The following is a 12113-nucleotide window of genomic DNA, read 5'->3' as shown; positions in this document are numbered from 1 at the left end:
AAGGCTCGCCCGCGTTCATTTCCAGTCCTTCTGGGGCCCAAAATGCCTGACGCCAGAGAATCAGCAATCCATTCTGAATCGGCTGAGAGCCACTGGGAGCATTTGCCCGAGTCTATCGCATTTGCAACAAATTATTGCGTAAATTGCTCGTACCAAGCATGGTGCTCCCGAAACACGAGCGCAAGCCCCATCATCACGTCTCTGAATCCGGTCGCGTGCGTCGCCCCTAATGGCAAGGCCCCGGCCAGTATACTGAGGTGTTTGCACGGATTTTTCGTCGGCGCAGAAGCGTACCAGCGCCGTCCAGGGGGCAAGAGCTTGCACAAGGCAGAAATCGGCATCATTGGAGGCAGCGGGCTATACAGCATGCCCGGCCTCACCGGCATCCACGAAGCTAAGATCGATACGCCCTACGGCGACCCCTCCGACAGCTTCATTCTCGGCACGCTCGAAGGCCGCCAGGTCGCCTTCCTCGCCCGCCACGGGCGCGGCCACAAAATTCTTCCCTCAGAACTCAACTTCCGCGCCAACATCTACGCCATGAAAGCCCTCGGCGTAGAACGCATCCTCTCGGTGTCAGCCGTTGGCTCCCTCAAAGAGGAGCACAAGCCCACCGACTTCGTCGTTGCCGACCAGTTCATCGACCGCACCTACCTGCGCACCAGCACCTTCTTCGGACACGGTATCGTCGGCCACGTTGCCTTCGGCGACCCCGTCTGCCCCGTCGTCGCGGACGCTGCAGTCTCTGCTTGTGACACGGTAGGAGTCGTCGGCAAGAAGGGCGGCACCTACGTCTGTATCGAAGGCCCGCAGTTCTCCACCAAGGCTGAATCCAACCTCTACCGCAGCTGGGGCGCAGACGTCGTCGGCATGACCAACCTGCAGGAAGCCAAGCTCGCCCGCGAAGCCGAAATCTGCTACGCCACCGTCGCCATGGTCACCGACTACGACTGCTGGCACCCGCACCACGATTCAGTCACGATCGACCAGATCGTAGCCGTCCTCCACCAGAACGCAGAAAACGCCGCCAAGGTCGTCCGCGCCACCGTAGCCGCTCTGCCCACCGGCAGCCGCACCTGCGCCTGCGCCAACGCCGCCCAATTCGCCATCCTCACCCAGCCCGCGGCCATCCCCGCCGAAGCCAAAGAACGGCTCAAGCTGCTGTTCGGAAAGTACCTGGGGTAGAAGCAACAGACTGCTTACGCTACAATCTTCGTGAGTGCAGCTTCAAGCTCGGAGCCGAAAATGAAAAAAGACATTCTTCGTAAAGCTAACTATCGCTACAACTTTGATAGGGATGTTTACTTCAATCAGGCTGAGAAGAAGGCTTTCAGCTTGGAGTTTGTGGATGATCATCCGGAAGATGAAATCACTCGCAAGATCGAAGAAAATACGGATGGTCTGAACTGGAAATTCTACTTCAATTCAGAGCCTTCGGATGGCGTAAAACGAGTCTTGGAAAGTGTGCTTGGGTAATGCCCGGGAAAGATGACCGTGCAATTCTGGCGAGCCTTAGAGAAGAATATTTCGATCTGCTTCCAGACATACGTAGAGTAACATCTCATCTGGAAGCAGAAATCCGCTATCACACCTTGCCAATATTTCACTCACTGGCCCACTACGAGCAGCTGATCGTGAAGTCCCGTGTGAAAGATTGCGAGAGCGCATTGAAGTCACTCCGCCTCGATCAGGAAGGCGGCACTTTCGATCCAGACCGTCCAGAGGCGTATTCCATCCTTCACCTGAAGGACTTGGCCGGGGTCCGTGTTCTGGTCTTTCCGGGAACAAAGCTTAGTGAAACTGATTCTTTGCTGCGCGGCCACTTTCAGGATTGGACACCGAAGCCTGTCATCGATAGCGATGGCAAACAGCTTGCATCCAAGTACTTTGGATATTGCACAGACGAGATGAGTAGCCTAGTTGGTAAGGTAAGAGCCGAATATCAGGTAGTGCCAATGCTGCTCGGGCTTTTCTGGGAAGTCGAACACTCGGCAATTTACAAACCATCACCATCACTCCTTGGAATCGCACGATCAAAGGAAATGGAAGCATTGCGTAAAGGCGTGGAAGACGCTTTGTCTGAGTTCGAAAGTGGCTTTGAAAGCTTGGTAATCGAAGGCGCTTTTAGTAATCAACGCGAAATCAAAACGTAGCAGCTCCGGTCGCACAACATTCATTGCCCAAAAGGAAGCCATGTCCATCACAGTAGTCGGAAGCGTCGCATTCGATTCCGTAGAAACCCCCTCCGGCAGCTATGAGCGCAGCCTCGCCGGGGCCGCCACCTATTTCTCCCTCGCCGCCAGCTACTTCACCGATGTGCGCGTCATCGCCGTCGTAGGTGACGACTTCACCGCCGAGCACGAAGCTATCTTCAAGGCCCGCAACATCGACACCCAGGGCATCGAGCGCGCCGACGGCAAGAGCTTCTTCTGGCGCGGCCAGTACACGGACAATCTCAACGAAGCCAAGACCCTCCAGACCGACCTGAATGTCTTCGCCACCTTCGAGCCGAAGATCCCCGCAGCCTACCTCGACACCGAATTCCTCTTCCTCGCCAACATCGACCCCGTCCTCCAGCGCCGCGTCCGCGACGGCCTGCCCGCGGCGAAGCTGGTCGGAGGCGACACCATGAATTACTGGATCAACGACCATCGCGAAAACCTGCTCAAGATGCTCGAAGTCGTCGACATCCTGCTCATCAACGACACCGAAACCAAGCTCCTCGCCGGCAATCGCAACCCCATCAAAGCCGCCCGCGAAGTCCTCAATCTCGGTCCCAAATCGCTCGTCGTCAAGCACGGCGAATACGGCGCGACAGCCTTCTTCGGCCCGAACTCCTTCAAGTCGCAAGGCCTCGACGCGCACCACCCCTTCCGCGCCCCAGCCCTGCCGCTCGACGAAGTCAAAGACCCCACCGGCGCAGGCGACAGCTTCGCCGGAGGCTTCTTCGGCTACATCGCCTCGCAACCCGCACTCACTCCCGAAGTCTTCAAGAAGGCCATGTTCTACGGCGGAGTCATGGGCTCCTTCACCGTAGAGCGCTTCGCCACCGAACGCCTCCAGCACCTCACCCGCGAAGAGATCGAAGAGCGATTCCAGCTCTTCCGCCAGCTCACCCACCTCGATTCATAGGTAGGCCGGGGATTTATCCCCGGCATCCGGATAAGACGTGAAGCGGGGGCTTCAGCCCCTGAGGTATGCTTTCCCTTACTTGCGGTTCACACACTCGCTGAACGTCCAATCATCATGAACCCAACCCGCTCCGGCCGTCCCAGCCAACTCGAACTTCTGCTGATCACGGCCGCCTCGCTCGCCGCTTCCATCGCGGCCATCTGCTGGAGCTGGGCTCACAGCGCATTCCTTCTCTACGGCGACGCCGAAGCCCACATCCACATCGCCCGCCGCCTCTTCGATTCGCATCGCCCCGGCATCACCCAGCTCGGCTCCGTCTGGCTCCCGCTGCCCCACCTGCTCATGGTCCCGTTCCTCGCCATCGACCCCTGGTGGCGCAACGGCTTCGCCCCGGTCATACCCTCCGCCGCCTGCTACCTTCTCGCTTGCATCGGGCTCTACCGCCTCATGCGCCGCTGGCTCTCGCCCGCCGCATCCAGCCTCGCGCTGATCCTCTTCGCCGCGAACCCCAATCTGCTCTACCTCCAAACCACCGCCATGACCGAGCCGCTCTTCCTCTGCGAGCTCATCTGGACCGTCCTCCTGCTCACCGAGTGGTATCAGAGCCTCAACCCCCTCGACCCTTACACGAAATCCCAAAATCGCTTCCTCTGGACCGTAATCGCCGTCCTCATCGCCGCCGTCTACACCCGCTACGACGGCTGGATACTCGCCTTCCTCGCCTGGGTCGGCATGGCCATCTGCCTCTATCGCCGCGGCCGCCTCTTCCAGAAGCAATTCATCGCCGCATCCATCGTCCTCCTGCTCGCCCCGGCAGGCTGGATGATCTATAACGCCGCCATCTTCGGCGACTGGCTGGACTTCATGCGCGGCCCCTACTCCGCCAAAGCCATCGAAGCCCGCACCGCCAGTTCCGCCAGCGACCCGCACCCCGGCTGGCACAATCCCTGGGTCGCGCTGCGCTACTTTGTCAAAGCCGCCGAGCTCGATGCTGTAGAAGCCGAATGGGGCTGGCTTCTCATGCTCCTCGCCACCCTCGGCACTTTGGCAGCGCTCAGAACCCGCCGCGCGAACCCGACCGACTCCCGTCCCAACCCCGGCATCGAAAGCCGCAAAATCATCACCTGGACCATGCTTCTCTGGCTGCCGCTCCCGTTCTACGCCTACTCGGTCAGCTACGGCTCGGTGCCCATCTTCATCCCCGTCTGGCCGCCATTCTCCTGGTACAACACCCGCTACGGCATGGAGCTGCTCCCCGCGCTGGCCTTCTTCCTCGCCTTCGCCCTCGAAGCCTTGCTCCGCCGCTTCCACAAGCCGCGAATTCGCCTGATCGCCATCGCCGTCCTCTTCCTGCTCATCATTCCCAACCAGTTCATCATGATGCGCCAGGGCCCGCTCATCTTCGTCGAAGGCCAGAAGAACACCGAATCGCGTGGCTACTACAACCAGGTCCTCGCCGACGCCCTCCGCCAGCTCCACACCGCAGACCCGACCGGCGTAGTCCTCATGGATAGCTCAACCTTCCCTAGCATCGTCCCCCACTCCGGCCTCACCTACCGCCAGACCCTCAACGAGAGCGACAAGGAGTTCTACCACGCCGCCCTCGCCGATCCAGCGGGCAAAGCCAGCATCGTCCTCGCCTTCACCGGCGACGAGATCGACAAGGCCATCAAGGCCCATCCCGAACACCTCCGCCTCTACCAGCGCTACCACTCCCCCTTCAAAGGCTGGGATCAGCCCGACGCCACCATCTACGTCCGGGATGACTTTCCCGCTACCCCTCCTGCACCCGCCGCCACGCAACCCTCAACAACGCGATGACGCCAGTGATAGCATCGGGCAAAGGTTCAGCGCAGTTCAAAGTCCGCTGACAGCACAGCCATGACCGCAAAACCATGACCACCCTAGCCCATATCGACGCAGCGCTCATGTTCCTGCCGCTCAACCTCAGCGGCTTTGAGCAGAACATCATCTCCAACGAAGCCATCCAGCGCCTCCTGGTCGCCTGCGTTCTCGGCTCCCTCGTCGGCATCGAGCGCGAATGGAAAGCCCAGTCCGCCGGCATCCGCACCAACCTGCTCATCTGTCTCGGCTGCGCCTTCTTCACCCTCATGTCGCCTATCCTCGCCGGCGACAACGGCAACAACAAGGGCCAGGTTGCAGCCAACATCGTCCAGGGCATCGGCTTCCTCGGCGCCGGCCTCATCCTCCACAACAAGAGCCGCGTCAGCGGACTCGCCAGCGCCGCCAGTATCTTCGTCGTCGCCTCCATCGGCATGGCCTGCGGCGCCGGCCTCTTCCTCCCCGCCATCATCGCCACCGCCATCGTCGTCCTCGCCATGCTCGCCCTTGGCTTCATCGAGTGGAAGGTCAGCCTCAAAGCCTACCCGCTCATCTACGAAGCCCGCGGCGAAGACGAAACCGGCATGCTCACCTGCATCCTCCGCATCATGGACCGCGTCGATGAGCGCCTCGCCAACATCGAGCGCAGCCCCATCGGCACCCTACAACGCATCAGCTTCTCCGTCACCGCCACCAAGCGCCGCCACGAACGCATGCAGTCCCACCTGCGCACCGAATCCACCATCGAAACCCTGAAAACCTACCGCGATCCGGAGCAAGACTAATTTCATGATCCCCTTCACCAAAGCCCACGCCTGCGGCAACGACTTCCTCATCATCCGTACCGAGGATGCCGACGGCTACGACAAAGCCGAACTCGCCCGCCGCCTTTGCGAACGCAACACCGGCATCGGCGCCGACGGCATCGAGTTCTTCGAGTCCACCGGCGAGTTCTCCGGCCGCATCCAGCTCTACAACGCCGACGGCTCCATTGCCGAAATCAGCGGCAACGGCACCCGCTGCGTCGCCGCCTGGATGGCCGACGAGCTCAACTCCCAGCCCGGCGACGAGCTCGCCATCGAAACCGACGCCGGCCTCCGCATCTGCACCATCGACAGCTTCCGCGACTCCGACGAAGCCGGCCCCACCGCCCTCATCACCACCGACATGGATATCCCCGAGTTTGAAGTCATGACGGTGGAACTCGCCGACGGCACCTCCATCGAAGGCGTCTACGTCAACATGGGCAACCCCCACTTCGTCATCCTCATGGACAGCTTCGAACGCCGCGACCTCTACCGCTCCAGCAGCAACGATCTCAGCGAAGCCGCCCTCGCCAATCTCGACTTCTCTCTCGGCGATCGCTCCTGGGAAGAAATCGGCGAAGAGATCTGCTTCCACGCTGACTTCCCCGAGCAGACCAACGTCGAATTCGTCCGCATCCTGAGCAGCGGCGCAGAAGCTCTCAATCAGGTAGCCTTCCGCATCTTCGAGCGCGGCGTCGGACCCACAACTTCCTCGGGCACCGGCTCATCCGCAACAGCAACAGCCATGATCGGTGTCTATGAAGCAGCCTCGCCTCTCGAAGTCATCGCCCCCGGCGGCGCACAGACCGTCGAATGGGCAGGCCCCGGCGAAAAGCTCTACCTGACCGGCCCCGCAACCCTGATCGCCACCGGCGAGGCCTGGTAATGACTCATCACAAACTCGTGTCATGCCACCGCCGCTCGTCCGAAGACCAGTGCAGGCCTGAATCTCGGCTTCGCCATTCCCTAGCGTCAACTCAAGAAATCAGGACCAAAGGTCCGTCACCATACCAGCCTGGGGCAACGCCCCAGGGAAGCATTCGCCCAAGAACCCCAAGGGCTGAAGGCCCGCTCCATCCCCAACGCACCGGGACGGCATCCCGATGACCGACCTACTCCGCCCCAAGGCCGCAGCCGTCGGCGTCAAAGCCGCCGTCATCTCGCCCGCCTCCACCCCCGACCCCGCCAAGATCGACCGCGGCCTCACCGGCCTGCGCAACCTCGGCTTCCTCCCCGTCGAAGCCCCGCACATGCTCACCCGCGGCCCGCTCTACTTCGCCGGAACCACTGAGCAGCGCCTCCTCGACCTCCATGCCGCCTTCGCCGACGACACCATCCGCGTCATCTTCTCCACCCGCGGCGGCTACGGCGCTAACTACCTCCTCGACGAGCTCGACATGGACGTACTCGGCGACCACCCCAAGCCGCTCTTCGGCTACAGCGACCTCACCGCCCTCCAGATCACCCTGCTCGACACCCTCAACTTGCCCAGCTTCCACGGCCCCATGGTCTCGCCCGACTTCGGCCGCGAAGACGGCGTCCACCTGCCCAGCCTGCTCGCCGCCCTTTCCGGCGAACCCTACAAAGTAGGCAAGGCCGAAGGCCTCCGCCTGCTTAAAGCCGGCACAGACGTTCAGCCCGTCCGCGGCACCCTCTACGGAGGCTGCCTCAGCATCCTCATCGCCATGCTCGGCACCGCCTTTGAACCACAAACCGAAGGCAAACTCCTCTTCCTCGAAGACGTCGGCGCCAAACCCTACCAGATTGACCGCATGCTCTGGCAGCTCAAGCAAGCCGAAAAGCTCGATGGCGTCAAAGGCATCATCTTCGGCGAAATGCTCGACTGCATCTCCCCCGGCGCCCCAGCAAATCTAGTAGAAGAAGTCATCCTCAACGCCCTCGACGACTTCGACGGCCCAATCGCCATAGGCCTGCGCAGCGGCCACGTCTCCCGCGCCAACGTAACCCTCACCTTCGGCGTAGAAGCAGAACTAACCGCCACCCTCGACCCCGAACTAAAACTACTCGAACCAGCAGTAGCCAGATAAAGCGAAAACCAAATCACTGATTCGTCTTTGCCTTTGCTGTTGCTTGTGCTTTTGCATTTGCCGTTCTTGTTTGTCATTCCCCAAGGGAATCTGCTGTTAGCCTTTGCCGTTGCACTTGCCTTTGCTTTTCTTTCTGTCATTCCCCGGGGGAATCTGCTGTTTGCTTTTGTCGTTGTATTTGCTATTGCCGTTGCACTTGTCCTTGCTTTTCTTTCTGTCATTCCCGAAGGGAATCTGCTGTTGCACTTGACTTGACGCAGGGCCAAAGGCCCGCTCCATACCAGCCTGGGGCAACGCCCCAGGTAAAAGACGAAATCAAACCCAAGGGCTGAAAGCCCGCCCCATCGGCTGAGATACTGTCCCTATGACCGCAAGTCCCACGAGCGACCCATTCAATCCGCTAGACCAGCTAGCAAAACCGAAGCACATCCACCTCATCGGAATCTGCGGCACCGCCATGGCCTCCCTCGCCGGGCTGTTGCGCGAAAAAGGCTGCATCGTCTCCGGCTCGGACGCCGCCGCCTACCCGCCCATGAGCGACCAGCTCCGCGAAATGGGCATCCAGGTCTCCCAGCCCTACGCCGAAGCCAACCTCGACCCGCTGCCAGACCTGGTCGTAGTCGGGAACGCTCTCTCCCGCGGCAACCCCGAAGTCGAACGCGTCCTCGACGAACGCATCCCGTTCACCTCGATGGCAGCCGTCCTCCACGAAGAGTTCCTGAAGGGAAGGGAATCGCTTGTAGTAGCTGGAACCCACGGCAAGACCACCACCACCAGCATGTTGTCTTGGATCTACCAGACCGCCGCCAACAACGCAGGCACCCCGGAGCCGTCTTTCCTCATCGGCGGCGTAGCCGAAAACTTCGGCACCAGCTACCAGCTCCGCCCAACGAAGACCTTCATTCTCGAAGGCGACGAGTACGACACCGCCTTCTTCGACAAAGGCCCCAAGTTCCTCCACTACTTCCCCGACGGCCTCATCCTCACCAGCGTCGAGTTCGACCACGCCGACATCTACGAAGACCTGCCCCACGTCAAAACCGCCTTCAAACGCCTCGTCAACCTCGTCCCGCGTCGCGGCGTGATCGTGGCATATGACGGAAGCCCCAACGTGACCGAATGCGTCGCCAACGCCTTCTGCAGGGTAGAGCGCTACGGCTTCGCCGACGGCTCCACCTGGCAGCTTAAGAACCTCCGCCATGAAGGCGGCAAAAGCAAGTGGCAGGTCCACCATAACGGCGAACCCTGGGCCGAATTCGAAATGACCCTGGCCGGCGAGCACAACGCCCTCAACGCCACCGCCGCCGCCGCGCTCGCAGCCAACCACGGTATCCCCGTCGAAGCCATCCAGCAGGCGCTGGCCAGCTTCCGCAGCGTAAAACGCCGCCTCGAAGTCCGCTCTGTCATCGACGGCGTCACCATCATCGACGACTTCGCCCACCACCCCACCGCCATCCGCGAAACCCTGCGCGCCCTCCGTCAGGTCTACGCAAACGCAAGGCTTTGGGCCGTCCTCGAGCCCCGCTCCAACACCCTCCGCCGCAATGTCTTCCAGAAGGAACTGGTCGAAAGCCTCGCCCTCGCCGACCACGTCATCCTCGACTCCGTCTACCAGCAGCAGCGCATCCCCGAAGCCGAGCGCCTCCACCCCGAACAGGTTGTCGCCGCTATCAAAGCCGCCGGAACCCCCGCCGAACTCTGCGCCGATGTAGCCGCCATCGTCGAATCGCTCGCTAGCCAAGTCCAGCCGGGCGACGTCATCGCCATCCTCTCCAACGGCGGCTTCGACGGCATCTACGAAAAGCTGCCCAAACGCCTGCAAGAGCGAAGCGTTAAAGTGGTGCAAGCATGATCCGGACCGTCTTCGTCATCGCAGTGATCGCCCTGATGTCGATCCCCACCGCGGTCGTGTGCATGCCCTGGTTCCTGATCACCGGCCAGCTCATGCCGCTCTATACGGCCTCTTTTTTCATCGTCCGCGTAGCATTCGCGCTCGCCGGAATCCGCCTGCACGTCGAAGGACTGGAAAACATCCCGACAGGACAGGCCTGCATCTTCATGGCCAACCACGTCTCGAACCTCGACCCGCCGGTGCTAACCTCAGTCATCCCCGGTCGAACGTCAGTCTTCTACAAGAGCTCGCTGCGCAAGATCCCGATCCTCGGCTACGCCATGCGTCTCGCAGAATTCGTTCCCGTGACCCGCGAGGGCAACGTCGAAGCAGCCCAGGAGAGCGCCCGCCTGGCTAAAGGCGTCCTCGCCCGCGGCATCCACATCACCACCTTCGTCGAAGGCACCCGCTCCCGCGACGGCAAGCTCCTGCCCTTCAAGAAAGGGCCGTTCTACCTTGCCCAGGACAGCGCCGCGCCCTGCATCCCCGTGTCGATCTCGGGTACCGAAACGATGATGCACAAAGGATCGATGCAGGTTTTGCCCGGCACCGCCCGGGTAGTCTTCCATCCGGCGCTCTACGCCGCCAGCTTCGCCGATCGTGAAGCTCTCATGCAGGCAGTTCGAGCCTCGATCGCCGCCGGTCTGCCCGAGTCCATGCAATCGTAAGATAAGGCGGGAAATCCGCACGCGGATTGCGCATCGTCGCACGCCGATTGCGCATTGGAAGGACGCGGATTGCGCAGCGTGCCACAAGCATTGCGCATTGTGCGGCGCTTATTGCGAAGTCTCCAACGCTACTGCAAGCAGTTTTCAGCTATTTCAGGAAAGCGTTGTAGCCATCCGCCTGCAGCTTCTGGCGCATCACATTCGCCTCAGCCCGGGTACCAAAAGGCCCCACCTGCACATGCGTCAGAGTATCCGCAGCCTCGCGACGCGTGATCGCGGAGTAGCCATGCTTCTGCAAGGCGCTCACCAGCACTGCGGCATCCGCAGGATTCGAAACCGCCGCAATCTGCACCATGATCCCCGCCGGAACAGGAGCAGGAACAGGAGCCGGCTGCGGCGTTGTCACGGCTGCGACGGGCTGCAGAGCGGGCTTCACCGTAGGCGTAGCGGGGTGCTCGGGGGCGGGAACGGTGGTCTGAACTGCTGGCTTCACAACAGCAGGAGTCGGCTCGGGTGGGGTGTCATCTGCAGCGCTGTCAACAACTTGCGGTGCGGGTGGCTGAGATTCAACTTCCGGCTGGGCCGGCTTATAAGGCGACCCAGCAGAGGGCTTGGGCTGCGAACTCACCGGCAAAGAAGAGGCCGGCTGCACCGTGCTGGCGCTTTCCGTGGAATCAGAAGTAGCGCGGCGGCCAAGCGTATACCCAAGTCCAAAGCAGAGCCCGCAGACCAGAACCAGACCGAAGAAGATTGCCAGCAGCGTCGTAGAGCTGAGGCTCAGCTCACGGCCCGTAGGCTGGTCGTAGTCATACTCCGGCAATTGGTCAGCCTCGACCAACTCTTCCTCGTCTTTGAATGCGGTTCTCATGCCTGCTTCTCTGCTCTCCTCAAATATAAATCGTTCCGATTCCTATACTTCCACGATCTTCGGCTTGGCCAGCTCACTCGGCGAGCCCAGCTTCGGAATGGCGTCCCGCACCAGCGAAAGCAGATCGATCGGCAGCGGGAAGACGATGGTCGTGTTCTTTTCAACGCCGATTTCGGTCAGCGTCTGCAGGTAGCGGAGCTGCATGGTCAGCGGCTCGGTCGCCAGCAGGTGAGCGGCTTCGACCAGCTTCTGCGCCGCGTTGAATTCGCCCTCGGCGTGGATGATCTTGGAGCGCGCTTCGCGGGCCGCCTCAGCCTGCTTCGCCATGGCGCGCAGCATCTGCTCTGGCAGATCGACCTGCTTCACTTCGACAGACAGCACCTTCACGCCAAAAGGCTCAGTGCGTCGGTCCATGATGTCCTGAATGCGCAGATTCAGCTTGTCGCGATGGCTAAGTAGCTCATCCAGTTCAACTTCGCCCAGGACAGACCGCAACGTGGTCTGGGCGAACTGAGAAGTCTGGTAAGCGTAATTCTCCACCTCAACCACGGCCAGGATGGGCGCGATGACCTTGAGCGTCACCACGGCGTTGACCTTGATGGTGACATTGTCGCGGGTGATCACGTCCTGCGGAGGCACCTCCATCACCTGCTGCCGGAGCGTCACGCGGCGCATCGTATCGAGAGGCCGGAAGACCAGCACGACGCCGGGACCCTTCGGCTCCGAAAGCACGCGGCCAAGCCGGAAGATGACTCCGCGCTCATACTGGTCAAGAATCTTGATGGAGTTCAGCAGATACAAAACAACGATGCCCGCAATAATCAGCACGAAAGTGGAACCGAAAATGACCATGTGATG

At 61.0% G+C, this 12113-nt stretch carries 13 protein-coding genes; 11 read left to right on the top strand and 2 right to left on the bottom strand.

What is annotated here, in order from left to right:
• Window positions 1–318: 318 nt before the first annotated feature.
• The 11 genes from mtnP (at window position 319) to AC5S27_RS19730 (ending at window position 10387) form a co-directional block, all read left to right on the top strand.
• Window positions 319–1185 carry an S-methyl-5'-thioadenosine phosphorylase gene (gene mtnP / locus AC5S27_RS19780; protein ID WP_493936283.1) on the top strand — a complete coding sequence of 289 codons (867 nt, stop codon included), beginning with the start codon at window positions 319–321 and terminating at the stop codon, window positions 1183–1185.
• A 60-nt stretch (window positions 1186–1245) separates the two neighbouring features.
• Entirely contained in the window at window positions 1246–1476 is a 231-nt protein-coding gene (locus AC5S27_RS19775) for a hypothetical protein (protein WP_493936282.1), read from the top strand.
• Window positions 1476–2153, top strand: coding sequence for a hypothetical protein (locus tag AC5S27_RS19770; protein ID WP_493936281.1), 678 nt, complete (start codon window positions 1476–1478; stop codon window positions 2151–2153). Before AC5S27_RS19775 ends, AC5S27_RS19770 begins: the two co-directional genes overlap by 1 nt.
• A 40-nt stretch (window positions 2154–2193) precedes the next feature.
• Complete coding sequence (locus tag AC5S27_RS19765; RefSeq protein WP_493936280.1) at window positions 2194–3132, top strand: PfkB family carbohydrate kinase; 939 nt, start codon at window positions 2194–2196, stop codon at window positions 3130–3132.
• Window positions 3133–3246: 114 nt separating this feature from the next.
• A complete protein-coding gene (locus tag AC5S27_RS19760) occupies window positions 3247–4953 on the top strand; it encodes an ArnT family glycosyltransferase (protein WP_493936279.1) in 1707 nt (568 codons plus the stop codon).
• Window positions 4954–5027: 74 nt separating this feature from the next.
• The gene (locus AC5S27_RS19755; RefSeq protein ID WP_493936278.1) at window positions 5028–5759 is read left to right on the top strand and encodes an MgtC/SapB family protein; all 732 of its coding nucleotides are present in this window, start codon (window positions 5028–5030) and stop codon (window positions 5757–5759) included.
• Between the two features lie 4 nt (window positions 5760–5763).
• A complete protein-coding gene (dapF, locus tag AC5S27_RS19750) occupies window positions 5764–6666 on the top strand; it encodes a diaminopimelate epimerase (protein WP_493936277.1) in 903 nt (300 codons plus the stop codon).
• Between the two features lie 217 nt (window positions 6667–6883).
• Complete coding sequence (locus AC5S27_RS19745) at window positions 6884–7828, top strand: S66 peptidase family protein (RefSeq protein ID WP_493936276.1); 945 nt, start codon at window positions 6884–6886, stop codon at window positions 7826–7828.
• Between the two features lie 27 nt (window positions 7829–7855).
• On the top strand, window positions 7856–8083 hold the full coding sequence (locus AC5S27_RS19740; protein ID WP_493936275.1) for a hypothetical protein: 228 nt from the start codon (window positions 7856–7858) through the stop codon (window positions 8081–8083).
• 109 nt (window positions 8084–8192) lie between these two features.
• On the top strand, window positions 8193–9680 hold the full coding sequence (gene mpl / locus AC5S27_RS19735; protein ID WP_493936274.1) for a UDP-N-acetylmuramate:L-alanyl-gamma-D-glutamyl-meso-diaminopimelate ligase: 1488 nt from the start codon (window positions 8193–8195) through the stop codon (window positions 9678–9680).
• Window positions 9677–10387, top strand: a complete 711-nt coding sequence (locus AC5S27_RS19730; protein ID WP_493936273.1) for a lysophospholipid acyltransferase family protein — start codon at window positions 9677–9679, stop codon at window positions 10385–10387. Before mpl ends, AC5S27_RS19730 begins: the two co-directional genes overlap by 4 nt.
• A 148-nt stretch (window positions 10388–10535) precedes the next feature.
• Here the strand turns inward: AC5S27_RS19730 and AC5S27_RS19725 are convergent, their stop codons facing one another.
• Both AC5S27_RS19725 and AC5S27_RS19720 read right to left on the bottom strand, forming a co-directional pair.
• Window positions 10536–11255, bottom strand: a complete 720-nt coding sequence (locus AC5S27_RS19725; RefSeq protein ID WP_493936272.1) for an SPOR domain-containing protein — start codon at window positions 11253–11255, stop codon at window positions 10536–10538.
• Window positions 11256–11297: 42 nt separating this feature from the next.
• The gene (locus AC5S27_RS19720) at window positions 11298–12107 is read right to left on the bottom strand and encodes a slipin family protein (RefSeq protein WP_493936271.1); all 810 of its coding nucleotides are present in this window, start codon (window positions 12105–12107) and stop codon (window positions 11298–11300) included.
• Window positions 12108–12113 lie beyond the last annotated feature (6 nt).

The sequence above is a fragment of the Acidicapsa borealis genome (genome assembly GCF_059115245.1).
Note: the sequence above shows the minus strand (reverse complement) of the source record. Positions and strands in the feature narration are given on the sequence as shown.

Coding starts and splice junctions, on each gene's coding strand:
- AC5S27_RS19765 (WP_493936280.1), top strand. CDS start 2,194: ATGTCCATCACAGTAGTCGGAAGCGTCGCATTCGATTCCGTAGAAACC.
- AC5S27_RS19760 (WP_493936279.1), top strand. CDS start 3,247: ATGAACCCAACCCGCTCCGGCCGTCCCAGCCAACTCGAACTTCTGCTG.
- AC5S27_RS19775 (WP_493936282.1), top strand. CDS start 1,246: ATGAAAAAAGACATTCTTCGTAAAGCTAACTATCGCTACAACTTTGAT.
- AC5S27_RS19730 (WP_493936273.1), top strand. CDS start 9,677: ATGATCCGGACCGTCTTCGTCATCGCAGTGATCGCCCTGATGTCGATC.
- dapF (WP_493936277.1), top strand. CDS start 5,764: ATGATCCCCTTCACCAAAGCCCACGCCTGCGGCAACGACTTCCTCATC.
- AC5S27_RS19770 (WP_493936281.1), top strand. CDS start 1,476: ATGCCCGGGAAAGATGACCGTGCAATTCTGGCGAGCCTTAGAGAAGAA.
- mpl (WP_493936274.1), top strand. CDS start 8,193: ATGACCGCAAGTCCCACGAGCGACCCATTCAATCCGCTAGACCAGCTA.
- AC5S27_RS19725 (WP_493936272.1), bottom strand. CDS start 11,255: ATGAGAACCGCATTCAAAGACGAGGAAGAGTTGGTCGAGGCTGACCAA.
- AC5S27_RS19745 (WP_493936276.1), top strand. CDS start 6,884: ATGACCGACCTACTCCGCCCCAAGGCCGCAGCCGTCGGCGTCAAAGCC.
- AC5S27_RS19720 (WP_493936271.1), bottom strand. CDS start 12,107: ATGGTCATTTTCGGTTCCACTTTCGTGCTGATTATTGCGGGCATCGTT.
- AC5S27_RS19755 (WP_493936278.1), top strand. CDS start 5,028: ATGACCACCCTAGCCCATATCGACGCAGCGCTCATGTTCCTGCCGCTC.